This window comes from Planococcus donghaensis MPA1U2, assembly GCF_000189395.1.
In the GTDB taxonomy this organism is placed as follows: domain Bacteria; phylum Bacillota; class Bacilli; order Bacillales_A; family Planococcaceae; genus Planococcus; species Planococcus donghaensis_B.
Window position 1 is genome coordinate 11,827 of the sequence record NZ_AEPB01000023.1, and the last position, 23,744, is coordinate 35,570.

The 23,744-nt window shown below is 39.0% G+C and carries 21 protein-coding genes; 16 read left to right on the forward strand and 5 right to left on the reverse strand.

Annotation, left to right across the window (positions count from 1 at the left end):
- The first annotated feature begins 91 nt into the window (after nucleotides 1–91).
- The 4 genes from GPDM_RS06665 to GPDM_RS06680 all read left to right on the forward strand — a co-directional run bounded on the left by GPDM_RS06665 (nucleotide 92) and on the right by GPDM_RS06680 (nucleotide 4,198).
- On the forward strand, nucleotides 92–1,756 hold the full coding sequence (locus GPDM_RS06665; RefSeq protein ID WP_008430120.1) for a formate--tetrahydrofolate ligase: 1,665 nt from the start codon (nucleotides 92–94) through the stop codon (nucleotides 1,754–1,756).
- Nucleotides 1,757–2,001: 245 nt separating this feature from the next.
- Nucleotides 2,002–2,223 (forward strand): hypothetical protein, encoded by a 222-nt coding sequence (locus GPDM_RS06670; RefSeq protein ID WP_008430121.1) that lies wholly within the window; start codon nucleotides 2,002–2,004, stop codon nucleotides 2,221–2,223.
- 15 nt (nucleotides 2,224–2,238) lie between these two features.
- A complete protein-coding gene (locus GPDM_RS06675) occupies nucleotides 2,239–3,525 on the forward strand; it encodes a DUF4139 domain-containing protein (RefSeq protein WP_008430122.1) in 1,287 nt (428 codons plus the stop codon).
- A gap of 58 nt (nucleotides 3,526–3,583) precedes the next feature.
- Nucleotides 3,584–4,198 (forward strand): PH domain-containing protein, encoded by a 615-nt coding sequence (locus GPDM_RS06680; protein WP_008430123.1) that lies wholly within the window; start codon nucleotides 3,584–3,586, stop codon nucleotides 4,196–4,198.
- Between the two features lie 43 nt (nucleotides 4,199–4,241).
- On the opposite strand, the gene GPDM_RS06685 is transcribed toward GPDM_RS06680, so the two are convergent.
- Nucleotides 4,242–5,237 (reverse strand): alpha/beta hydrolase, encoded by a 996-nt coding sequence (locus GPDM_RS06685; RefSeq protein WP_008430124.1) that lies wholly within the window; start codon nucleotides 5,235–5,237, stop codon nucleotides 4,242–4,244.
- Nucleotides 5,238–5,488: 251 nt separating this feature from the next.
- Here GPDM_RS06685 and GPDM_RS06690 point away from each other — a divergent pair, with 251 nt between their 5' ends.
- Nucleotides 5,489–6,226, forward strand: coding sequence for a hypothetical protein (locus tag GPDM_RS06690; RefSeq protein ID WP_008430125.1), 738 nt, complete (start codon nucleotides 5,489–5,491; stop codon nucleotides 6,224–6,226).
- A 112-nt stretch (nucleotides 6,227–6,338) separates the two neighbouring features.
- Nucleotides 6,339–7,280 carry a ring-cleaving dioxygenase gene (locus tag GPDM_RS06695; RefSeq protein ID WP_008430126.1) on the forward strand — a complete coding sequence of 314 codons (942 nt, stop codon included), beginning with the start codon at nucleotides 6,339–6,341 and terminating at the stop codon, nucleotides 7,278–7,280.
- A 44-nt stretch (nucleotides 7,281–7,324) separates the two neighbouring features.
- Here the strand turns inward: GPDM_RS06695 and GPDM_RS06700 are convergent, their stop codons facing one another.
- Nucleotides 7,325–8,233 (reverse strand): proline dehydrogenase family protein, encoded by a 909-nt coding sequence (locus GPDM_RS06700; protein WP_008430127.1) that lies wholly within the window; start codon nucleotides 8,231–8,233, stop codon nucleotides 7,325–7,327.
- A gap of 294 nt (nucleotides 8,234–8,527) precedes the next feature.
- Between GPDM_RS06700 and GPDM_RS06705 the strand changes: the two genes are divergently transcribed.
- A complete protein-coding gene (locus GPDM_RS06705; RefSeq protein ID WP_008430129.1) occupies nucleotides 8,528–9,937 on the forward strand; it encodes a hypothetical protein in 1,410 nt (469 codons plus the stop codon).
- Nucleotides 9,938–10,579: 642 nt separating this feature from the next.
- Here GPDM_RS06705 and GPDM_RS06710 read toward each other — a convergent pair.
- The gene (locus tag GPDM_RS06710) at nucleotides 10,580–11,140 is read right to left on the reverse strand and encodes a shikimate kinase (RefSeq protein WP_008430130.1); all 561 of its coding nucleotides are present in this window, start codon (nucleotides 11,138–11,140) and stop codon (nucleotides 10,580–10,582) included.
- A gap of 188 nt (nucleotides 11,141–11,328) precedes the next feature.
- On the opposite strand from GPDM_RS06710, the gene GPDM_RS06715 reads away from it, so the two are divergent.
- Nucleotides 11,329–12,369 (forward strand): lactonase family protein, encoded by a 1,041-nt coding sequence (locus tag GPDM_RS06715; RefSeq protein ID WP_008430131.1) that lies wholly within the window; start codon nucleotides 11,329–11,331, stop codon nucleotides 12,367–12,369.
- Nucleotides 12,370–12,434: 65 nt separating this feature from the next.
- On the opposite strand, the gene GPDM_RS06720 is transcribed toward GPDM_RS06715, so the two are convergent.
- Both GPDM_RS06720 and GPDM_RS06725 read right to left on the reverse strand, forming a co-directional pair.
- The gene (locus GPDM_RS06720; RefSeq protein WP_008430132.1) at nucleotides 12,435–12,764 is read right to left on the reverse strand and encodes a hypothetical protein; all 330 of its coding nucleotides are present in this window, start codon (nucleotides 12,762–12,764) and stop codon (nucleotides 12,435–12,437) included.
- A 4-nt stretch (nucleotides 12,765–12,768) separates the two neighbouring features.
- A complete protein-coding gene (locus GPDM_RS06725; RefSeq protein ID WP_008430134.1) occupies nucleotides 12,769–13,347 on the reverse strand; it encodes an SCO family protein in 579 nt (192 codons plus the stop codon).
- Between the two features lie 237 nt (nucleotides 13,348–13,584).
- On the opposite strand from GPDM_RS06725, the gene glgB reads away from it, so the two are divergent.
- The 8 genes from glgB to GPDM_RS06765 all read left to right on the forward strand — a co-directional run bounded on the left by glgB (nucleotide 13,585) and on the right by GPDM_RS06765 (nucleotide 23,740).
- Nucleotides 13,585–15,447 carry a 1,4-alpha-glucan branching protein GlgB gene (gene glgB / locus GPDM_RS06730; RefSeq protein ID WP_008430136.1) on the forward strand — a complete coding sequence of 621 codons (1,863 nt, stop codon included), beginning with the start codon at nucleotides 13,585–13,587 and terminating at the stop codon, nucleotides 15,445–15,447.
- Complete coding sequence (locus GPDM_RS06735; RefSeq protein WP_008430137.1) at nucleotides 15,440–16,588, forward strand: glucose-1-phosphate adenylyltransferase; 1,149 nt, start codon at nucleotides 15,440–15,442, stop codon at nucleotides 16,586–16,588. The genes glgB and GPDM_RS06735 overlap by 8 nt, the downstream gene beginning before the upstream one ends.
- Nucleotides 16,585–17,607 carry a GlgC family sugar phosphate nucleotidyltransferase gene (locus GPDM_RS06740; protein ID WP_008430138.1) on the forward strand — a complete coding sequence of 341 codons (1,023 nt, stop codon included), beginning with the start codon at nucleotides 16,585–16,587 and terminating at the stop codon, nucleotides 17,605–17,607. The genes GPDM_RS06735 and GPDM_RS06740 overlap by 4 nt, the downstream gene beginning before the upstream one ends.
- Nucleotides 17,604–19,031, forward strand: a complete 1,428-nt coding sequence (glgA, locus tag GPDM_RS06745; RefSeq protein ID WP_008430139.1) for a glycogen synthase GlgA — start codon at nucleotides 17,604–17,606, stop codon at nucleotides 19,029–19,031. The genes GPDM_RS06740 and glgA overlap by 4 nt, the downstream gene beginning before the upstream one ends.
- A 15-nt stretch (nucleotides 19,032–19,046) precedes the next feature.
- Nucleotides 19,047–21,434 (forward strand): glycogen/starch/alpha-glucan phosphorylase, encoded by a 2,388-nt coding sequence (locus GPDM_RS06750; RefSeq protein WP_008430140.1) that lies wholly within the window; start codon nucleotides 19,047–19,049, stop codon nucleotides 21,432–21,434.
- A gap of 19 nt (nucleotides 21,435–21,453) precedes the next feature.
- Nucleotides 21,454–22,263 carry an SDR family oxidoreductase gene (locus GPDM_RS06755; RefSeq protein WP_008430141.1) on the forward strand — a complete coding sequence of 270 codons (810 nt, stop codon included), beginning with the start codon at nucleotides 21,454–21,456 and terminating at the stop codon, nucleotides 22,261–22,263.
- A gap of 86 nt (nucleotides 22,264–22,349) precedes the next feature.
- On the forward strand, nucleotides 22,350–23,471 hold the full coding sequence (locus GPDM_RS06760; RefSeq protein ID WP_008430142.1) for an MBL fold metallo-hydrolase: 1,122 nt from the start codon (nucleotides 22,350–22,352) through the stop codon (nucleotides 23,469–23,471).
- A 2-nt stretch (nucleotides 23,472–23,473) separates the two neighbouring features.
- The gene (locus GPDM_RS06765; RefSeq protein WP_237704144.1) at nucleotides 23,474–23,740 is read left to right on the forward strand and encodes a DUF3006 family protein; all 267 of its coding nucleotides are present in this window, start codon (nucleotides 23,474–23,476) and stop codon (nucleotides 23,738–23,740) included.
- Nucleotides 23,741–23,744: the final 4 nt, after the last annotated feature.

Below are 23,744 nucleotides of genomic sequence, written 5' to 3' on the forward strand. Positions count from 1 at the left end.
GTTCTATTTCCAAGGCTTTGACATGTGAACGCTGATTTTTAATAAGAAACAGGTTATACTAAAGAAAAAATTGAAAGTTGGGATTTTATTCATGGCTTTTACGGATTTATCGATTGCAAGCGAAGCAACTATACAACCGATTCTAGACATTGCAGAACAGGCAGGCATTTCAAAAGAGGCGTTGGAATTATACGGAAACTTTAAGGCGAAAATCAATGTAAATCAATTGCCGCCTGTTCAAAAGTTAGGGCAAGTAGTGTTAGTCACAGCGATTAGTCCGACTCCTGCTGGAGAAGGGAAGTCTACTGTAACGGTAGGGTTAGCTGATGCGTTTAAACAATTGAAAGAATCAGTTGCGGTGGCTCTTCGTGAACCATCGTTAGGTCCAGTCATGGGTGTGAAAGGCGGCGCGACAGGCGGCGGTTTTGCACAAGTCTTGCCAATGGAAGATATCAATTTGCATTTCACAGGTGATATTCACGCCATTACTTCAGCGAATAATGCGTTAGCGGCTTTAATAGACAATCATTTGCATCAAAAAAATGTTTTGAACATTGATCCACGACGTATTACTTGGAAACGAGTATTGGATATTAATGATCGTGCGTTACGCCAAGTGACAATTGGACTTGGGGGACCGGGTCAAGGAATACCTCGTCAAGACGGCTTTGATATTACGGTGGCCTCGGAAATCATGGCTGTACTTTGTTTAGCAAATTCTCTTGCCGACCTAAAAGAGCGGTTAGCGCAGATGGTTATTGGCTACACATATGACAGAGAGCCGGTTACAGTTAGAGACCTCGAAGCAGAAGGGGCTTTAACGTTATTGCTAAAAGAGGCTTTTAAACCAAATTTAGTTCAAACGATTGAAGGGACGCCTGCGATTATTCATGGAGGTCCGTTTGCGAATATCGCTCATGGCTGTAACTCGCTGATTGCAACAAATACAGCGAGACAAATAGCAGATGTTGTCGTAACCGAAGCTGGTTTTGGAGCTGATTTAGGTGCAGAGAAATTTATGCACATCAAGTCGAGAAAAGGGGATTTCAATCCTGATGCTGTAGTCATCGTAGCAACTGTTCGAGCGCTTAAAATGCATGGCGGCGTAGCAAAAGACCAGCTAAAAGAAGCTAATGCAGATGCTGTGAAATGCGGAATGGTCAACTTGGCGAAGCATGTGGATACGATTCAACAATTCGGTATTGAGCCTGTAGTCGCATTAAATCGCTTTGCGGGAGATAGTGAAGAAGAATTGGCAACCATACTAGAGTGGGCGAAACAACAAGATGTGGCGATTGCTTTAACAGAAGTGTGGGAAAAAGGCGGGCAAGGTGGAGTCTCTTTAGCTAAACTTGTAAAGCAAGAACTGCAGCGGCCGAAAAACTTCCAACTTCTTTACAAAGAAGAGGATTCAATCGAAGACAAACTTCGGACAATCGTTCAAAAAGTGTATGGCGGAGCAGATATTCAATTGTCTGATCTTGCCCAAAAGCAGCTTGTTGAATTGAAAAGATTCGGCTGGGATTCCTTGCCGATTTGCATGGCGAAAACGCAATATTCATTATCGGATCAGCCTAAATTATTAGGACGTCCAGAAGGGTTTACCATTACCATTCGAGAGATTATGCCGAAATTAGGTGCAGGATTTTTAGTGTGTTTGACGGGTGATATTATGACCATGCCTGGTCTTCCTAAAAACCCTGCCGCTATGAATATGGATGTTACTGCAGATGGAAAAGCAATTGGCCTATTTTAAGTAAACAAAAGGCTTTGAGTTAACAATAAGTCAGCGTATAAGAGGTATTGGGATGAGATCATTCCAATACCTCTTTGTTTTTTACTACTCAACCTGTATTTCGTTTTCGTGTGCTTCAACTCAAAAAAATTTAATATAATTGAATAATCAGTAAAATAAGACGTGATCTGAAAATGGGTGGTAGAATATAGGGAATCAAGGTAAATGAGATAAGTAGTTTAGCTAAAGTTACAGGAGGCACAAAGATGACTTGCCAAATTACAGTTACGGATTTTGTAGAACAAAATACAGCGATTTATATGCAAGTAGAAGTTTATGACCCGCAAACAAATCATCGCTATAAGGAAGAACTACGATTTTTAGGGGAGCTCTTATACGGAGATTTAGTGCATACAAAAAAATCTCCATTAACGGAACCGTGTCGACTGGAGACAATTGCTTATTTGAGATCTTATTTTGACCGATAATAAGGGGGGATTTGAATGGAATTCCAATCAACACACCAACATTTACTATCTCAAAGCATAACCATTTATAACGATGGATTTGGATTGGTCAAAGAAGTGAGAGAAGTCCCAGTAAACAAAGAAGTGACGGAAATCCGATTTATGAACCTCTCTCCTAAAATCGAAGTAGATTCTATTTTCATAGAAGGACTTCACATCGTGGAACAAAGCTATACCTCTGACTTAGTCAGTAAAGAAGCATTATTGGAAAAATATATTGATGAGATTATAACTGTAAAAAATGAAAAGTTGAATAAGGCATGGGAAGTTCGGTTACTGAGTGTTGCTGATCATATTATTGCTGAACGAATGGATACAGGTGAGATAGTGATTGATCCAGTTGGACAGTTGATATTCCCAGGATTGCCAAAAGGGTTACTGACAAAACCAACATTAGTTTGCAAAGTCATGGCTATCGAATCCGGTTCTAAAGCGAAAATTTCCTATTTGACGGAAGGGGTAGAATGGCGAGCAAATTATGTAGTGAAAATTACTGGCTCTACACTAGCTCTTATCGGCTGGTTTCAAATTACTAATAATAGCGGTATGCCTTTTTCCGAAGTTCAGCTCCAGTTAGCTGCTGGCAAGGTGAATCGGCATACGGACAATTTGCCATTATTCACACAGGCTAGGCTGTTTTCTGCAGCAGAGGAGCCAGAACAAAGTTTAGCAGATGCTCATCTATATAGGGTAAATCACCAAGTGACCATTTTAAACAAGCAAACTAAACAAATCAGTTTCATAAATAGAAAAGAAGTTATTTATCGGAGATTGTATAAAGTAGATGCCCACAGTGATCAGGCAAAAATTGTTGTTGAATTTGATAACCTAGAGACTAATAAGCTAGGAATGCCATTGCCTCAAGGGATTTTGAAAGTATACCAGCAAGATGCGAATGGAGAAATAGAATTTAGTGGGGAGGATGTTGTTAAACACACAGCGGTGCAGCAAAAAGTATCTTTAGTAATCGGGCGAGCTTTTGACATTGTTAGTGAAAGTTGGGAAAAGAAGAGTCATCGAAGTGGTCATTTTGACTATGTTACCTATATTTACAAAGTGCATAATCAAAAACGAGAGCATGTTCGAGTCGATGTTAAGCACGAGGTTTTCGAACAAGTATGGGAGATGGAATCGTCTACGCATGATTACGAGTTAAAGCAGTCAAATGAGTTGGAGTTTTGTGCACACATTTCTTCAGGTAAAACCGTGGAGGTAGAGTTTACTTATAAAGTGGATAGAAGAACAGTGGAACCACTTAAGTGAAGTTTGATAAACTAAGATGGATAGAGCAATCAGTTTACAGCAAAGGGGAAGAAAAGACATGTTCAAAAAAATGGCTTCAGAAGCATTAGGATTATCGGATATCGGAAAAATCATCGATCCGCAAGACTTTGATAAAACGGATTCGGATGATTATGTGATGCATGAAGACGGGGAAAAAATCTATTTTTTGATCAAGACAAAGGCGGATGAGTATTGTTTTACGAACCTTGCGATTATCCACGTAGATGGCGATAGCGCAATGTCATCTAAACGAGTATTAAAGCGTTATCCTTATTCGCAACATACCATTTCAAGTGTCGTACTGGAAACGGCAGGGAAAATCGATTTAGATGTCGAACTGGCATTTGTTGTAGGAGCGGTTCCTTTTAAAATTGATGTTCAAAAACAGCAAGCCAATCGTTTAACGGATTTGTATAAGTCATTGTTAAGAATTGCTGAAATTACACACGAAAATGCCATTATTACGAACATGGCAAACGACAGTTTAAATAAGGCGGTCACCGTTTTACAAAATTCTAGAACGAGTGATGTAACATTAGATGATCAATATTCAAAACTAACGGATTTTGGCTTTACTTGGATGACTTCCGTCCGCAATCAATACCATGTAAAAGATTTTGGAGATGTATTTGAAAAATATATTAACAATTAAGAATAAAAAATGAGCAAATCGCATATGCGTATTTGCTCATTTTTTATTTGCTATAAACAGCAAGAAAGTCGATCGTTTTTTTGAGTGTTTCTCTTGCATCATCTGTATATAGGTCGTATTGATATTCATGTTTTAAGTTTTTCTGAGTGCCTTTAAAGAATACAGAAGCGACTCGAACCTCATAAGACTGTAAAACATCAACTAGTTCAGTAGATTGAGAGACAAAAGGATCTGAATCCCCAACAGTTATAAAAACAGGTGGAAAGTCTGAATTAATGTGTTGCACGGTAGAAAGTTCATCGATTTTCGCAAATGACTCAAAAGGTTCCGCGCCTGTATAGGCTGTTAAATAACGATCGATATTAGGGAAAGCTGTGGCTCTTAATGTATTCATATTGTATATACCGCATAACAACAAGGCTCCTTGAAGTTGATCGCTAGATATAGAGGGTTGAATCGCCATGGTTTTAGCGAGTTCTGCATTGGATACAAGAGCGGCTACTTGGCTAGCAATCTGGGCCCCTGCGGAATCTCCGCCGATAAATACTCGTCCCATGTCGCCACCGTAGTTGCTAGCGTGAACTTTCATATAAGCAAGTGCCTCATTTGCCTGAACAATAGGACCTGGATAACGAGCTGCTGGAGCTAACGAATAATCAATATTCGCTACGACGTATCCAGCATCTGCAAGTGACATGGCGTAATCTTGTCGACTTTCTTTAGAGCCTCCTACATACCCGCCCCCATGTATCCATAAAATAACAGGCATTGAATCGATTGCTTCTTTAGGATAATAAATATCTAAAAGGCTATTTGGAGAATCATGGTAAGGCAAGTTTTTTACGACTGCGACTCGCTTCGCAATTTCATGAATATTGGGAGGGGGACTAAAAGCAGCAGAGCCTGATATGTGAATGGATGCTGAAACATCAGGAGGAGCGGTAGTTTCCTCGAATATGACCATTATAAAGATTAAAGCTGTAAAGAACGAAGCAATCATCCATTTTTTTTGAGTTCGACGTTTACTGTTTGCTCTCACACGATCCATCCTTTAAAGTGGATTTTTACTTGTTGAAGTATGTTGAATATTTGTCCATTCGGGTATAGGTTAACTATCTCATTGATTCGGATTTCTTTTCTTAATAGTTATGCTAACACGAATGCTACGAATGACCAACGGACTAAATTCACTGAATTGAAATATATTTGTAATGCCGAACGAGTAAGGTTGCAACACAAAGGGGGTAAGTTGAGAGGTACTATTTTTACATTTTTGAAAGGAGTGAGCAAATGTTTGGAATACCCGATTTAATAGCATTAGTAATATCTGCATTTATTATTTTACCGGTAGTGGTCTTTCTGAGACAATCGGGCTATTTGTTGATGAGCTTGATCTTAGGTGTGAAAAACCCGAGATTAACTATTGGATCAGGTCCAAGAGTATTCAAAATCGGCTTGTTTGATATACGGAAGTATTACCATTTATATAGCTGGTTTTCATATGATTCGCTAAAACGACAAGGAAAGTTTGCTTATGTCGCCCTTTACGCAAGCCCGATTTTATTAAATACAGTGGTGGCTATTACGTTAAATGCCTTGGTGGCCAATGGCATGTTTGAAGAACGAGCTACTTTTTTCAATCGCTTTGTTTTTTATGCGTTTTATTTTGTCTTATTTGATGTTATTCCTATGAAGACTGCAAACGGAATGCCGAATAACGGATTGATTATTTATGAAATGCTTCGTTATGGCAAAAGAACGGATTTTAACAACGAACCTTTTCTTCCCTCTACTTCAGAAGTGGAAGAGCAATATACCGAAGATGTAGAGAAAATGGAAGAACTTAAAGAACATCAAAAAGATCAAGTAGAACAAGAACGAAAAAACCACAATATCTCTAGATCCGAAGAACAAGATCGGAAAGAAGAAATTGAAGAAGACAAAGAAGAGAGCCAAGAAAATCTAGAGGAAATCAAAAATCAAAAGAAAAAACAATTAGAAAAATACGAAGATAATATTCCTCAATGAGGATATATCAAAAAATAAGAACTATGTAGACATGAAAGTAGATATCTTTAACCTAGATTACTTGAATGATAAGATGAACATATAGATTTACCAACAAAAGGAGTGCTCCAAAATGACAAAGAAATCGATGGGGATTCATCACATTACGGCGATTGTCGCAGATCCGCAAGAAAATGTAGACTTTTATGCCGGTGTGTTGGGATTGCGGTTAGTCAAGAAAACCGTTAATTTTGATGATCCAGAAACATATCACCTGTATTTTGGCGACGAATCAGCAAAGCCAGGTACCATTATTACGTTCTTTCCTTGGGGCAACGCTTATAAAGGGAAAATTGGCGATGGCCAAGTGGGTGTTACAACGTATGCAGTTCCCACTGGTGCTTTAGCATTCTGGGAAAAGAGACTCCAGAAATTCAACATCTCTTTTTCAAAAGAAACACGTTTTGAAGAACACTATTTAGTATTTGATGACCCACACGGACTCCATTTAGAATTAGTTGAAAGACAAGAAGGAGAGTCCAGCAATTGGGAGACTCAAGGCGTAACAAAAGACGTCGCGATTAAAGGATTTGGGGGTGCAACATTATACACAGCTAATGCAGAAAAAACAGCTGAGTTACTAGAAACGGTTATGGGACTAGAAAAAATTGGAGAAGAAGATGACTTATTGCGTTACCGCGCAACAAGTGAGATAGGGAATGTGATTGATGTGAAATTGTCTCCTGTCGGTGTAGGGCAGATGGGGGTTGGAACGGTCCACCATATTGCTTGGCGTGCACAAGATGATGCCGACCAACTGGATTGGAAAGAGCAAATCGAAACATATGGATTAGGTGTGACACCAGTTCAAGATCGCCAGTATTTTAATGCGATTTATTTCCGTGAATATGGAGACATCCTATTTGAGATTGCAACAGACCCGCCAGGATTTGCAATAGATGAATCACCGGATTCGTTAGGGGAAAACTTGATGCTACCAGAACAGTATGAACAGCATCGAAAAAATATTCAACGGTTCTTACCGCCTATTCAAGTGCGGAATTTAGATGAATAAAAAAGAAGCGCCGCTGAGTTTGTCTCAGGGGTGCTTCTTTATAGTTATTTCGAAATCATGCTTCTCAACATCAAATTAATGTTTTGAGGCCTTTCAGCGAGCCTTCTCATATAGTAGGCGTACCAGTCCTGGCCAAAAGGTACATAGGTGGTAAAGGCATAACCTTCTTTTGCTAAGTCTTTTTGCATTTCAGAACGAAAGCCATATAACATCTGAAATTCAAAGCGATTCAGAGGAATGTTTTCTTCTTTTACGAATGCTTTTACTTTTTCAATAATATGATGATCATGTGTGGCAATCGAAGTAAACCCAGGAGATCGCAGATGAATCTTAATGAGCTTTAAATAATTTTCATCGACTTCGTACTTTTCCTGAAATGAAACTTCTGCACTTTCTTTATAAGCACCTTTTACAAGGCGGAGTCGAACGTTTTTTAAAGTTTCTACATCTTTTTCAGAGCGATACAAATAGGCTTGGATCACTGTACCGACATTCTCATACTCTGTACGCAAAGCTTCAAGTATATCGAGTGTTTGTTGCAGGTGATTATAATCTTCCATATCTAAGTTGATGAAAATGTCATAGCGAGAAGCTGCTGCTACGATTTCTTGAATGTTTTTCAGACAAAAATCAAAATCTACATCCAATCCAATTTGAGTCAATTTTACAGACATATGTGCATTGACACCGTAAACTTGTATAGATTCAAGTGTTTCTAATATAGCCTCTTTGGCTTTTGTTGCTTCTTCTTTTGTGTGAACAAATTCACCAAGACTATCGATTGTGGCGCTAATTCCATTGGCATTTAACTCTTTTACCGACTGCATCATGCTAGCGATGTCAGTTCCGGCAACGACTTTTCCGGCCCCTAGTTTCAGACCCCATTTTTTGGCTGCACTATTTAGTGGTTGGTTTTTGGACAATGCAATAAAGAAGTTTTTTGTTACACCCACTTTTAATTCCCCCTATACTGTTAAAGCACTTTGCGTTCAGATAAGCTTTCATACAGGATTGTCCTGTTTAATAAGAAACCGTTTATATTCCAAGGGAGTTCGTGTAGAATCCTTTGTTATCTCAGAGCATATCATATATTTACTGAAAACTAAAAATATGAGGAAATAACGAAATTTATAAGAGATAACTTTTCGTCAATTAGTGGTTAATAGGAAAATACTAAATTAGAAATACAAAGAGATAAAAAAGTGTAGAATAGAACAAGCGATTGAAGAAAAGTGAGGGGGGATAAAATGAATCAAAAAGCTACCACAGGCTTTATAATATCCGTTACAGGCTATGGCTTGGTGCATTTTATCACCTATTTTTATGAAAGTGTATTATTAACTTTGCTGCTTTCAGTTTTGGGTGTGGTGCTATTACTATTCGCTGCAATCCTAATGCCGTTTAAAAAGTTTCAACTCCAAATGTGGTTAATTATTATGGCTATAGTGATGTTATTTTTCACTAGCGACTCGTTTGGTGGAGACTTAATCAAAGGGTTGCAACAAATGAGAAATTTAGTTGGTTTGTTATTAGTTGTGCCTATGATTAGCTGGGTTTTAAAAGAAGAGCCTTATATAGAAGAGATAATGAGTTATGCTCATAATTTTTTAAACCAAAGCCAGAAATTTTATTTTGGTCTTATGGCAATGACGCAAGTGATTTCGCATTTTCTATTATTTGGTGTCGTACCGATGATGTATCATTTTATCGATACTTTTTTAAAAGATCACAAAGGGGAAGCGTGGGAAAACTTCAAAGGAACTGCAATTCTCCGTGGTTTTGGGCTTTCTACATTATGGGTAATTAGTATTCCGAGCTTCATTTTTGCAGTAGAGGCATTAGATGCAACACTTTGGAAATCTATGCTGCTGGGGTTTGTCTTTGCATTAGCGGGAACCGTTTTATCGGTTATCTTTTCTTATTATCAAGAAAAGAAATACGGAGTGGACTTTTCAGGTATTTTAGGAGATGAAATAGCAAAGGCTATGAAAAATTCTCGGAATCAAGGAAAGTGGAATAAAGATGTAGCGGAATTTGTCTTTTTGTTTATCTCTTTGTTTGGAACCATTTTCTTTATCCATGAAATTACGGGACTTGAGTTTTTGTTGACCATTCCGCTAGTCATACTTGTATGGACATTTCTTTATTTTCTTATTAAACGAAGAATGCCAAGTTTTGTTGGTGAAAGCCAATACTACCTTTCAAAAGGAATCGCAAAACAAGCGCAACAATACAGTATTTTGGTCGCTGCAGGCTTATTGATTTATATTTTAAATCAATCGAACGTGGGAGATTATGTTATTAATGGTATGAACTTTTTGACGGGGATCATTCCTTTGTTAAATATCTTGTTTTTATTACCGTTTATTGTGATTCTCCTCGGTTTTATCGGATTAGGCCCGCTGCCTGTCATCGTTTTAGTGACAGGTATATTAGAGGCTATTCCTTTTCCCTATCCGCCGGAATTGGTTGTATTAGCCGTTACATCAGGAAGTGTGATATCCATCATTTTATCGCCTTTTGTTATGCCGGTGATTATACTAAGTAGTGTCAACGGATTAAGTGGGATACGCAACGGCCTCCAATTCAATTTGAAATTTGCTATCGCTTTTTATATCATGGTCCAATTATTTATTCAAACAGTTATTCATTTATAGCGAGATTATTAATGCATGTAAAAGACCTTCCGAGCTTTTACATGCATTTTACTAGCTCATAAGGAGAGACATTGAAAGCCTGTTCCCCATGACGTATAATTCGAAATAACTGAATATTAAAAATGGGGAGTGTGTATAAGGGTTAAAAGTAAAAGTGATGTCCTAAAACGATAAAAACCGCCACTTAAATGTGACGGTCCAGATTGTAGACAAAAGTATAGTAATTTATTATTTCGTATTTATATAGGGTCCTCCGCACCAAACGGACGCTTTCCGCGGACGAAGCGCTGAGCCTCCTCGTCGCAAGCTCCTGCGGGGTCTCATCACTCCGTTCTTCCGCAGGAGTCGCCGTTTGATGCTCCAGATCCTTGGGTGACTAGTTAAAAAGACTTCACAACGTTTTTATTTGTAAATAGTAGACTAAGATAACTTACTTTGATATAAGCAAGAAGATTCCAAGCGGGCTGGCCGCGAAGACTCCTGTGGGACAGCGAAAGCTGAAGACCCCGCAGGAACGCCAGTGACGAGGAGGCTGAAGCTGAGCCCACGGAAAGCGAAGTGGCCAGCCCGCTTGGAGGCTATTCACTTTAATGAGACTTTGTCTACAGTCTGAACCGCCACTTAAACGTGGCGGTCTGCTAGTTATTTTGGTTGAGGCGCATGGATCTCCCAAGATAACTTCAACGCATCTGCCAAATACTCGGCGGCTTCTTCCGCTTTAAAGTTATCGACTTGAAACTTAGAGTGATTGAGGGAGTAACTATTTTGTCGTTCAAGAAATAGTGATTTGATATCTTCAAGAGAGCGCCCTTTTAACAAAGGTCGGTTATCCGTGAGAATTTGGATTCGGTCTTTCCAAGATTCCCATGAAATGTCGAGAAACAAGACGATGCAATTGGTCATGCACATGTCTTGAATTTCTTTCTGTAAAAAGGCACCGCCTCCAACAGAAATGATGTTGAGTGGCTGCTTACTGTATTTTTCAATCAAGTCTTTTTCTTTAGCACGAAATACCTGTTCACCGTATTGCTCGAATATTTGTGGGATTGGCATAGCAAACTCTTTCTCGATTTCCGCATCGATATCTACAAAATTGCGATACAGTTTTTGGGCTAGTAACTTTCCGACAGTAGTTTTTCCTACTCCCATAAAACCAATGCACACAATACTTTTTTCACGGATAGATAAACCGAAGTTTCTCATGGGTAACCTTCTTTCTCTTTAGAGTGATTAGTCGGGTTCATAGCCTACTTTACCTTATCTGTGCCAAAAATTCATCGGGTTGTGTGAATATATAAGTTTTATCCATGAATTCCGATTTAACTGTAGTTAATAGAATGATTCTGAACTGTTTTTTTAGTGGGAAATTAGTTAGTCTAGGGGGTAGTTTGATGGCAACGAGTTATGTATTGACAGGATCGTATGCATCCGAAAAAGAGCCGGGTATTAAACTTTGGGAATTCGAAAAGAGCAAAGGACAGCTAACCGAGTTAACGAGCATTGAGGGCATTGAACGTCCTTCTTTTCTTGCGGTTCATCCAAATGGCACGAGCTTTGTTGCGACTAGCGAAGTCGGGGATGGAGAGCTAGTTAGTTATTGGATTCATCCAACCACCAAAAAAATAATGGAAATCAATCGGCAATCTTCGAATGGCGATCATCCAGCACATGTGACCATCGATGAGACGGGAAATTGGTTGTTGTCTGTTACTTATTCAGGAGCAACTATCAATGTCTATCCTCTTTTGGCAGATGGTGCAATCGGAGAGTTAGCATTTTCTATAAAGCACGAAGGTTCTGGTCCAAATAAGGAAAGACAAGATGCAGCTCATCCCCATTCAATTATTCAAGTACCAGGAAAAAATCTATTTCTTGTATCTGATTTGGGAACAGATACAATCAGTACCTATAAGTTAGATGCTGAAAAAGGCGAGTTATCGCTTCGGTATACGGTACAAACAGAAGCAGGTGCAGGACCGCGTCATTTAAGTTTTCATCCTACAAGGCCCTTCGTCTATTCAGTAAATGAACTGAACTCTACATTAATGGTCTATGAAATCAGTCGTGAAGGGCAACTGGAATTTATTCAATTGCTGCCACTAGTACCAGATAGCTATGAAGGAGAAAATACGAGTGCAGAAATTGCTGTGTCGAGCGATGGCAAATTTGTTTATGCATCAAACCGGGGGCATGACAGTATAGCTTCTTTCGCCGTGCAAGCTAATGGGACTTTAGAAAATTTAGGATTAGCGGGGTCCGGGGGAGAAGGACCAAGACATTTTGGGGTTATGCCAGAAGATGATTGGTTAATTGTAGCGAATGAAAATTCACATACGTTAACGGTTTTAAAAATGGGAAATGCGGGCACACCTTGTACAATTGAAAATATTATCCAAACGACAGCTCCCGTTTGTGTCAAAGTAATTAAATAAAACCCATGAGACAAAAAACACCTAAAATCGAAGGTCTGAAAACCTGGCGAATTTAGGTGTTTCTTTTACCAATCCTTAGATTCCTTTTCAATAATGCCAAGCTCTTTCATAAGACGCGTAAAGCCGCTATCACGATTTCCTGCAAAAGCGATTTCAGTGCAAGTAGAGTGAGGAGGGTAATTAAGCTCTTGAGCCTCTTCTAACGTGGCTTCTTCTAAAAAATTTGTCGCATCAGCTTCTTCAAAACAAGAAGGGGCGATATATGTTCTGTACGTGTGCTCAAGTATGACGCGACTTTCCGGTGCTGGTTCGTTTTCTCTTGGTAAAAAAAACAAGAGCAATAACACTGCGACAGCTAGTAGCAGAGCACTCATCCAAATTTCTTTCTTTTTCATAAAGTTAGTCCTCCGTCAGTAAAATTTCTGCATCCGCCAGAATTTCTTCTACTGGTGGATTTAATCCTTCATACGATTTCATAATCACACCTTCTTGGTTGACCAAGTAGAAATAAGTACCATGAATCACTTGATCGTCGTTTTCAGGCTTTCTGGCCAGAGTATGGAAATTGTCCATCGCAAAATCATCAATTTCTTGTGGAGTGTAACCCGTCAACATATTCCAAGTTGATAGATCTGCCCCATAATTTTCTGCGTAGGATTTTAAAACTTCGGGTTTATCAAACAAAGGGTCAACGCTAAATGAAACGATTTGAACATCCAATCCTTGTTCTTTTAACTGTTCTTGCAAGCTCGTCATATTCGACATCATCGGCAAACAAACAGTTGTGCAATTAGTAAAGACAAAATCGGCTAGCCATACTTTGCCTTCTAAGTCGGCTAAACCAAACTCTTTATTGTTTTGGTTAGTAAATGTAAAATCTTCAATTTCCCATTCAAGTGGATCTTCAATACTTGGGCTACATGCACCCAAAAAAATGCTGAATAAGACAGCTAATAATAGATTTTTATACTTTCGCAAAAACGTCAACCTCTCTTTCGATAAACGGTTATCTTCCTAAGCGTAGTGGATATTCTCTTTTCAAACAAGGGCATAAGTAGAAAGAAATGTGTAGACATTTCGAACAGAAAGGCTTTTTATTTTTTGAATTTAACTAAATTTTTGAATAATCAAGAATCTTAACAAGGAATTTACATATCTTATGTAGAATTAAAAGAGACACGGAAACGGAACCGTTAAAATTCTGGAGGTGTGAAAATGAATAAATCGATAATCCAACTTACTGAAGACAAGTTGGAAGCGTTCCATGCGGGACAGATGAAAGATGCATATCATTATTTTGGAGCACATACATCGGCAGGTCAAACAAGTTTCACACTGTGGGTTCCAGAAGTGATAAAAGTATCAGTAGCTTGTACAAATCCTGAAAGTTTGACAGAAGAAATATTCCAAATGGAGCAACACCCTCTTGATGCGACAATTTGGCAAGCTCAAGTACCGCGAAAACTAACTGGATACGCCTATGAATATATCCTCGAAACGCCAAACAAAGAAACTTTGCGAAAAGCGGATCCTTATGCTCAAGCGAGTGAAAAACGACCAAAAACCAAATCGATCGTAGTTGAATCCTCTAAGCATATATGGTCAAAAACCGTTTTACAGCAAAAAAAAATTCAAAACAACAATCATTTTGAAAAACCGATGGCTATTTATGAACTGCATATAGGTACATGGAAGCGTAACGCTCAAGGTGAGTTTTTGAACTACCGTGAATTGGCAACAGAACTAATTCCTTATGTGTTGGAAATGGGTTTTACTCATATCGAAATTTTGCCAATAACGGAACACCCATTAGATGAATCTTGGGGTTATCAAACGACAGGGTATTTTGCTGCAACGAGTCGGTATGGGACAAGTGATGATTTGAAATACTTTATTGCCCAGTGTGCGGAAAATAAGGTCGGTTTAATATTAGATTGGATTCCAGGGCACTTTTGTGTAGACGAACATGCTTTAGCACAATTTAATGGAAATTTTTTGTATGAAAGCGAGATAGAGGAACGACGCATGAATCCTGATTGGGGTACCTTAAATTTTGATGTTGAAAAAGGTGAGGTTGTAAGTTTCCTTTTATCAAGCAGCCATTACTGGTTGGAAGAATTTAAGTTTGATGGTTTTCGTATGGATGCACTGATTTGTTTGTTATTCGTTCCAAACATAGAAGAGCGGCACTATAATCAGCAAGGAACTAACTTTTTACAAAAATTAACGAATAGCTTAAAAGCATCTCACCCAGAAGTAATATTAATTGCAGAGGATGCCTGGAATTATCCTAAAGTGACGCATAATGTTGCACAAGGAGGGATTGGGTTTCACTACAAATGGAATTTCGGGTGGATGCGAGACACACTTGACTATATGGAAGTGCAACCTTCAGAGCGTTCTGAAGTACACGGAAAAATGAATTTCTCTTTAATGTATCAATACGAAGAACGTTACCTTCTTGCACTTTCTCATGACGAAGTAGTAAATGGTGAAGCTTCTTTGCTAAATAAACTTCCAGGAACACTCGACGAGCGATTTTTACAACTACGATTACTGCTAGGTTTTTGGATAGCTCATCCAGGGAAAAAATTGCTGTTCATGGGCCAGGAATTTGGTCATTTCGAAGAATGGGAATTTAAACCTGAATTGGATTGGGCATCGTTAGAAACTGAAAATCATAAGGAAATGGCAGATTTCACAAAAAAATTATTGGCTTTCTATAAAACAGAAAAAGCCTTTTTTGAATTAGACGATCACCCAGATGGTTTTTCATGGATTGATGCGGATAATCATCAACAAAGTGTGGCTGCTTTTATCCGAAGGGGACGAATGGAACAGGACGAATGCATCGTCGTCTGTAACTTCTCGGACCGGAATTATGAGAGTTTTAGATTAGGTGTTCCAAAACACACAGATTATGAAAAGGTTTTTACCACAAGTGATAATGACCAGAAACTCATTGTTGGTGCGGTAGATGAACCAAGCGATGACTTACCATATTCTATCCGAATGAATTTACCTGCATTTACGATGAATATATGGAAAAAAAGAATGGGAGTGAAGCACAATGAATAACAAAGTAGTTGCGATGCTTTTGGCAGGCGGACAAGGAAGTCGATTAAAATCACTAACATATACAATAGCTAAACCGGCACTGCCATTTGGGGGGAAATATCGAATTATCGACTTTCCTTTATCCAATTGCACCAATTCAGGAATCGAGACAGTTGGTGTTTTGACACAGTATCAGCCCCATGTGCTGCATTCCTATATCGGACTTGGTACACCGTGGGATTTGGATCGACGCAATGGTGGAGTAACCATGCTTCCTCCTTACGCTGAAATCGATGGGAACAAATGGTACTCAGGGACTGCAAGTGCAGTTTATCAAAATATCACTTTTCTTCAGTCGTGTGATCCGGAATATGTACTAATTTTATCGGGAGATCACATTTATAAAATGGATTATGAAGTATTAGTTGATTACCACAAAGAACAGGGGGCAGATGTCACCATTTCTGTATTAGAAGTACCGTGGGAAGAAGCGAGTCGGTTTGGGATTATTAACGTCAACGAGCAGATGACAGTAATGGAATTTGACGAAAAACCAGAAAATCCAAAAAGTAATTTGGCTTCAATGGGTGTTTATGTATTTACATGGAAAAAACTAAAAGAGTATTTGGAAGCAGATAATATAAATGAAGAGTCATCTCATGACTTTGGTAATGACATCCTTCCAACCATGATGGAAAACGGTGAGAAAATGATTGCCTATCCGTTTAAAGGATATTGGAAAGACGTAGGAACTGTCGATAGTTTTTGGGAAGCAAATATGGACTTGCTTGATTTAAATTCAGGCTTAAATTTACATGATTCCGGATGGCGTATTTATTCTTCAAATCCACAACTTCCTCCGCAAGTCATTAACAAAACCGGTAATGTTCAATCATCTATGGTAAACGAGGGATGCGTAATTTCAGGGGAAGTCACAAAATCAATTATCTTCCAAAAAGTGGTCATTAAAGAAGAGACGGTAGTTTCGGAAAGCGTCATCATGAGCGGAGTAACGATTCACAAAGGTGCTAAACTTCATCGTGTTATAGTTCCACCAGAGTTTGAAGTGCCCGAAGGGTTTGAGGTAGTGGATCAGGGGGACAAAGTGATTCTCTTAACAGACGAAGAAGTAGAAAAATGGAAGGAGCGTGGCGAACGATGAAGTTACTTGCGGTAGTAGATGCTTCTATAAAAAAAGAAGGGTTACAAGATTTAACAATGAAACGAACTGTGGCGTCTGTTCCTTTTGCAGGACGTTATCGATTAATCGATTTCGCGTTATCAAATCTTGTTAATTCAGGAGTAAGTACGGTTGGTGTTTTTCCATCCTATCCACTGGCTTCGCTATTAGATCATATTGGTGTAGGCAAGAGCTGGGATTTGGACAGAAGAAAAAATGGACTATATTTTCTTCCAGTTACACAGCGAGATGGCGGCATATCGAGTGTCGGGTCATTTGCTGGATTAGAAGAACATCTGCAATTTTTTACGAAAAGCATTCAACCTCATGTAATTGTCACAAATAGTTTTGTTGTTACCCAACTAAATTATAAAGACATGCTGGAAAAGCATATTATTTCAGGAGCAGATTTCACAGAAGTTGTCAGTAAAGGCGTCCAATTAAAAACGTATATTTTATCCAAAGAACTTTTAGTCGAGCTCATTCAAACTTATGCAGAAAACCAAATCGTAAGCGTTGAAGATGTCGTTAATTTGAAGAAGAGTCCTTATACATTTAATGAGTATGAATATGAAGGTTACTTTGCTGTAATCGATTCGGTTCAAAGTTACTTTGAGGCTTCAATGGATTTACTAAATGAAGATAAGAGAGCACAACTATTTCTCGGTAATCGACCGATTTTTACAAAAGTGAAAGATGAACCGCCAACACGTTATGTCAGCGGTTCTCATGTTGAGCGTGCACTTATCGCGAACGGTAGTACGATTGTTGGAAGTGTGGTTAACAGTCTCATTAGTCGAGGAGTTTATGTTAAAAAAGGTGCACGTGTAGAAAATTGCATTATTATGCAAAAGAGTACAGTAGAAGAAAACTGTGATTTATCTTATGTTATTGCCGATAAAGATGTATATATTGGTGAAGGAGTAGTGCTACACGGAACTCCTGATCGACCGATTGTTTTACGCAAAGGGGCGAATGTATCGAAGGAGGATTTACGATGAAGATTGTAATGGCAGCAGCAGAATGTGCACCTTTTGCAAAAGCTGGTGGGTTAGCTGATGTACTAGGAGCATTACCGAAAGAGCTTAGCAGATTAGGCCATGAGATCACTGTGATTATACCAAAATATAGTTTGATAGATGATAAATATGTGTCAGAATTTGTGCTCAAAGAAACGATCGATATCTCTTTTAAAGGACAACAAAAAACATTCCGTGTTTTTGAATATGATCGATCCGGCGTTAACTACCTCTTTATGGAATATGATGATTACTTTAAGCGAGACCAAATTTATGGGCAGTCGGACGATGCAGAGCGGTATGCCTTTTTTAACCGGGCAGTGCTTGAGATTGTTCAGCAGCGCAACTTAGAGCCAGACATTATTCATGTACATGATTGGCATACAGCTGTAATTCCATTCTTATTGAAAGAAGATGCGCGTTACGAATCTATTAAGTCAGCAAAATCTGTTTTAACCATTCACAATTTGCAGTTCCAAGGCAAGTATTCGAAAAAAACATTTTTAGAAAACTTCGAAATGGATGCCCGTTATTACGATGAAGGGCTGGTAGAATGGGATGGGAATTTCAATTCGTTAAAAACAGGTATTTTCTATGCAGATAAAATAACGACAGTTAGTCCTACGTACCGAGATGAAATTTTAACCGATTTTTATGGAGAAAAGTTGAATAGTTTGCTGCAAGAAAAAGAGCAAGATTTAATCGGAATTTTAAATGGCATTGATTTAGAAGTGTATAATCCAGCTACGGATTTATCCATTGCCCGAGAATTTGATGCAATGAGCATGGAAGGAAAGCAAGTGAACAAGCGAGAAGTTCAGTTGAGAGCGGGGCTTCCAGATCGTGGAGATGTCCCTTTATTGACGATGATTTCTAGATTGTCAGGACAAAAGGGCATTGATGTTCTGCAAGAAGTGCTGCCCGATTTACTATCAAAAGAAGATGTTCAATTTGTGTTGTTGGGATCTGGAGAAGAAAAGTACGAATCATTTTTTAGAGAACTAGATATTGATTTTCCAGGGCAAGTCTCGATCAATATAGGCTTTGATGAAGCATTTGCTCACTTATTGTATGCAGGAGCAGATATTTTCTTGATGCCTTCGCATTTTGAACCTTGTGGACTGAGTCAGTTAATCTCGATGCAATACGGAACTGTTCCTGTAGCCAACAAAACTGGAGGACTAAAAGATACAGTATTAGAGTACGATGAAAATCAGAAATCGGGTAATGGATTTTTAAGTGATTTTTCAAAAGACGAGTCATTTGATAGTGCTTTGCAGCGTTGCTTGAGTTTTTACCAACAGCCTGACCACTGGGAAGCAATCAAGAAGAACGGCATGAAAGGTGATTATTCTTGGTCGCGTTCTGCGGCAGAATACGCTGAACTTTATGAACGGCTAATTTAAAGGGGCGTGCCAATTATGTTTTCTTCCAAAGAAGAGTTTAAGAAAATTTTTATCGAACGAATAGAATCGAAAGGAACCGAAAAGAGTCTGGAACTAGCTCATGAAACTTTGTGGGAAATGACTTGTGATTGGGTTCATGAGAGTTGGAATCGCACAAATCAATTGTATGAAGAAAATCAAGAAAAACAACTATATTATATCTCTATTGAATTTTTAATAGGGCGAGTACTGGGACAAAATCTTATAAACTTAAATTTTTACAACTTGGTTAAAGAAGGTCTTGATGAACTAGGGCTCGAACTTTCTGAAATAGAAGAACTTGAAATAGAACCAGGTCTTGGAAATGGTGGCCTGGGAAGATTAGCGGCTTGTTTTATGGATTCTCTTGCCTCATTGGAATTGCCTGGACATGGTTATGGTTTGCGTTATAGAGGTGGTTTGTTTACACAACATTTTGTAAACGGAAACCAGACAGAACAACCGACAAAGTGGATTAAAGAGAAGAATAATGTAGATACACGTAGAGAAGACCTAGCAGTGGACATTCCGTATTATGGAGAAGTTCAATTAGTTATGGGACTTGATGGAATGCGGACAAAAATAGAGAATGCCGAATGGGTAAAAGCTGTACCATACGATATACCAATTGTTGGAGCGAATGGTGGTACAGTAAATACACTTCGTTTATGGCAAGCAGAAGTGTCAGAGCGCTCACTTTCTGTTGATAAGGAATACGCAGTTTATGAACGTGAGACGGCTCATATCACAGATCGACTTTACCCAGATGATTCTCTAGAAACAGGGAAAATATTGCGTTTGAAGCAGCAGTATTTGCTTTGTAGTGCATCGCTTCAAAATATTATAAGCAATCATACATCTTCTTTAGAAAAGCTGCCGGAAAGTATTGCCATTCAAATCAATGATACGCATCCAGCTTTAGCTGTTCCAGAGTTAATGCGCATCTTAGTCGATGATTTTGCATGGGATTGGGAGAGCGCATGGGATGTCACAACCCGTACTATTTCCTATACAAATCATACAATTTTGGAAGAAGCAATGGAAAAATGGGACAGCCATTTAATCCAATCGCTATTGCCTCGAATTTATTTAATCATTGAAGAAATAGATCGCCGCTTTAAAGAGAGCTTGCAAAACCAAGGGAAAGATGATGAAACTCTACACAAATTGTCCATCATTGAAGATGGGGTTATTAAGATGGCAGTGTTAGCGGTAGTAGGAAGCTATAAAGTAAATGGTGTAGCAAAATTGCATACGGAGATTTTAAAAAAACGTGAAATGAAAGAATTGAACGAACAGTTTCCAAACAAGTTTCACAATAAAACAAACGGGATTACACATCGACGATGGTTAATCAAAGCCAATCAAGAGTTATCGGGTTTGATCACAGATACTATTGGTTCGCAGTGGATGAAGGAACCTGAACGTTTGAGTGAACTGCATTATTTCTCTCAAAACGAGAGCTTTCTCCAAAACTTCCAAGAAATTAAAAGCTTAAAAAAAGAGCAGTTAATTCACCATCTTCAGCGAGATCAAAATATTATTGTGGATCCAGCTTCTATTTTTGATATTCACATTAAACGATTTCATGGCTACAAACGACAGTTAATGAACATTTTGCATATCCAAATGTTATATGATCGAATCAAACGGGATGCTACTTACCGACCATATCCGCGCACGTTCTTTTTCGGTGGGAAAGCTGCGCCAAGTTATCACTTTGCAAAACAAGTGATTAAAATGATTAATACAGTAGCAAACAAAGTGAATAACGATCCTTTAGCAAGACAGCATTTGCATGTTGTGTTTGTTGAAAATTACAACGTAACCCACGCGGAATATTTAATCCCTGCGGCTGACGTAAGTGAACAAATATCAACGGCTTCTAAAGAAGCTTCAGGTACCGGCAATATGAAATTTATGATGAACGGTGCACTGACCATCGGAACATTTGACGGTGCCAATGTTGAGATATTTGAACAAGTTGGCCAAGAAAATGCGTTTGTGTTTGGCATGAGAGCAGAAGAAGTAATGGACTATGAAAAAAACCAGTCCTATAATCCAAAAGAAATAATTGATTCGGATGTAGAAATTGAGAAATTGATGGAAGAATTGGTTAAAGGCGATTGGACAGAAGGAAAAGAAAATGCTGACTTTATCGTGGGACAATTGTTGCGTGAAGGAGATCCTTATTTTGTATTAAAAGATCTTCAAAGTTATTCAAAAGCACACGAGAAAATTTTAGAGGCCTATGCAAACCCAGTGAAGTGGGCAGAGATGGGTGTTAAAAATATTGCTGCTTCAGGTATTTTCTCCAGCGACCGGACGATACAGCAATATTCAGACGATGTTTGGCATTTAACGAAAGTGCCCAGTATATATTAGAAGCTGAAAGGGTGGCAATATGGCAGATCACGAATTTGATAATACCGACTTAACAGACTATAAAGCGAGTGGAGCATTAGTCGGTAAAGTCGCAATCGTCACGGGCGCCAGCAGTGGCATCGGTCAGGCTGTAGCACTTGCTTATGCAAAAGAAGGTGCAAGAGTCGTCATTGGGTATCTCGGAGATGACGAAGGTGCTCAAAAAACCATTGAGTTGATTGAGGATTATGGTGGTGAGGCCAAAGCATTAAGTGGTGATTTGGGTAAGTCGGAGAATTGTGACGCGCTCGTACAATTTGCTTTGGCGGAATTTGGCCAAATAGATATCCTCGTTAACAACGCAGGCTACCAATATCCTCAAACGTCTCCACTTGATATTACGGATGAACAACTTTTAAAAACATTTGAAATCAAAGCGTTTGCCATGTTTTATTTGACGAGAGCGGCACTTCCTCACTTGAAAAAAGGCTCACGAATCATCAATACGGCATCCATTAATGCCTATCGTGGCCATTCAGATTTGATTGATTATTCTGGTGCAAATGGTGCGATGGTAGCTATGACTCGCTCATTAGCTCGCAGGTTGGTGAGAGAGGAAATTGCCGTAAATGGTATCGCGCCCGGACCTATCTGGACGCCGCTCATTACTAAAACTTTTGGTGATTTAAATCCGAATGTTGGCGATGATTTTGGTGAAGATGTGCCAGCAGGTCGTCCGGGTCAACCTTACGAACTGGTGAAAGCTTATGTGTTTTTAGCAGATCCGCAAAATTCGTATATGACAGGGCAATTTCTGCATATGAATGGTGGAGACTATATGTCTACTTAATAAAAGCAGGCCAAGAGCGTATCTTGGACTGCTTTTTTATGTGGTTTAGTATATGATAAAATTCACTAAAGAACGGGAGTGAGTTTTTGAAAAAAAGTATATGGGTCTTACTACTAGTAATCTTAAGTTTAGGATTACTGACAGCTTGTACGGATAGAGCCACGCCGCCAAAAGAAGAAAGCAACGACAGTCAAAAAGACCAAGAAAAGTCAGAACAGCCAATGGTCATCGAAAATGGCGAAGAAGTCATGCGTGTCCATTATATCGATGTGGGTCAAGGAGATTCCACATTGTTGGAAGTTGAAGGGTTTTCAATATTAATTGATGCGGGAAATTGGAAATCAACTGAAGTTATCGATTACTTAAAGCAGCAAGAGATTAAGAATATTGATATTGTTGTCGGGACTCATCCAGATGCTGATCATATTGGGCAGCTGGCACAGGTGATTGGGGAATTTGATGTTGGTGAAGTATGGATGTCTGGCAATTCAAGTAGCTCTGCTACGTTCACAAATGCGTTGCAGGCAATCGAAGCGAGTGACACAGAATATGTGGAACCAAGAACGGGCGATGTTTTTGATGTCGGTTCTCTTCAAATCGAAGTGCTGCACCCAAGCGAAATCACCGGTTCCCCTAACGAAGAATCCGTATCATTGAAAATGACATATGGAGATGTCGGATTTATCTTTACTGGAGATGCAGGGGTTAAAGAAGAACAAGAAATGATTGATACAGACATTGATCTCAATGCGGAAATTCTACATCTAGGACATCACGGTTCTAACACATCAACAAGTTTGGCATTTCTAAAGGCCGTGACTCCTGAAATTGCGATTTATAGTGCTGGAGCTGAAAATTCGTATGGGCACCCGCATGCAGAAGTAATTGCAGCTGTGGAAAATACAGGAGCGGAAGTGTATGGAACAGATGTAAATGGCACGATTGTAGTGGAAACAGACGGTAAGTCGTATAACGTTAACACGCAACAAGAAGGTGTGCCTACAGAAGGACAAAATCGATGCATTGATATAAACATCGCGTCCTCAGCAGAATTACAAGAGATTTCAGGAATAGGCGAAACGTATGCAAAATCAATTATTGATAAGCGACCATTTGAAAACATAGAACAATTAGTCGACATTAAAGGAATTGGCCAAGGCACACTAGATGATATTCTAGAACAGGGCCTAGCTTGCATAGGAGGGTAAAGATGATGAAAGGGATTTTGGACCGTATTGAAGATGATCGATATGCAGTCATTTTAGTAGAAGAAGAAGAAGGACTTGAATTGATCTTACCTGTCAACCGATTGCCAGCCGGAAGTCAAGTCAATTCCTGGTTTACTATCGATTCAGAAAATGGTCAGCTAGCCGTCACATTAGACCACAAAACGTCCTTTATAAAAGATAGGCAGGCTGAGGAATTGATCGCAAGACTGAGAAAGAAGAAAACGCGTAGCCGCTTTAAGCGGGAATAAAAAA

Coding starts and splice junctions, on each gene's coding strand:
- GPDM_RS06665 (WP_008430120.1), top strand. CDS start 92: ATGGCTTTTACGGATTTATCGATTGCAAGCGAAGCAACTATACAACCG.
- GPDM_RS06670 (WP_008430121.1), top strand. CDS start 2,002: ATGACTTGCCAAATTACAGTTACGGATTTTGTAGAACAAAATACAGCG.
- GPDM_RS06675 (WP_008430122.1), top strand. CDS start 2,239: ATGGAATTCCAATCAACACACCAACATTTACTATCTCAAAGCATAACC.
- GPDM_RS06680 (WP_008430123.1), top strand. CDS start 3,584: ATGTTCAAAAAAATGGCTTCAGAAGCATTAGGATTATCGGATATCGGA.
- GPDM_RS06690 (WP_008430125.1), top strand. CDS start 5,489: ATGTTTGGAATACCCGATTTAATAGCATTAGTAATATCTGCATTTATT.
- GPDM_RS06695 (WP_008430126.1), top strand. CDS start 6,339: ATGACAAAGAAATCGATGGGGATTCATCACATTACGGCGATTGTCGCA.
- GPDM_RS06705 (WP_008430129.1), top strand. CDS start 8,528: ATGAATCAAAAAGCTACCACAGGCTTTATAATATCCGTTACAGGCTAT.
- GPDM_RS06710 (WP_008430130.1), bottom strand. CDS start 11,140: ATGAGAAACTTCGGTTTATCTATCCGTGAAAAAAGTATTGTGTGCATT.
- GPDM_RS06715 (WP_008430131.1), top strand. CDS start 11,329: ATGGCAACGAGTTATGTATTGACAGGATCGTATGCATCCGAAAAAGAG.
- GPDM_RS06720 (WP_008430132.1), bottom strand. CDS start 12,764: ATGAAAAAGAAAGAAATTTGGATGAGTGCTCTGCTACTAGCTGTCGCA.
- glgB (WP_008430136.1), top strand. CDS start 13,585: ATGAATAAATCGATAATCCAACTTACTGAAGACAAGTTGGAAGCGTTC.
- GPDM_RS06735 (WP_008430137.1), top strand. CDS start 15,440: ATGAATAACAAAGTAGTTGCGATGCTTTTGGCAGGCGGACAAGGAAGT.
- GPDM_RS06740 (WP_008430138.1), top strand. CDS start 16,585: ATGAAGTTACTTGCGGTAGTAGATGCTTCTATAAAAAAAGAAGGGTTA.
- glgA (WP_008430139.1), top strand. CDS start 17,604: ATGAAGATTGTAATGGCAGCAGCAGAATGTGCACCTTTTGCAAAAGCT.
- GPDM_RS06750 (WP_008430140.1), top strand. CDS start 19,047: ATGTTTTCTTCCAAAGAAGAGTTTAAGAAAATTTTTATCGAACGAATA.
- GPDM_RS06755 (WP_008430141.1), top strand. CDS start 21,454: ATGGCAGATCACGAATTTGATAATACCGACTTAACAGACTATAAAGCG.
- GPDM_RS06765 (WP_237704144.1), top strand. CDS start 23,474: ATGATGAAAGGGATTTTGGACCGTATTGAAGATGATCGATATGCAGTC.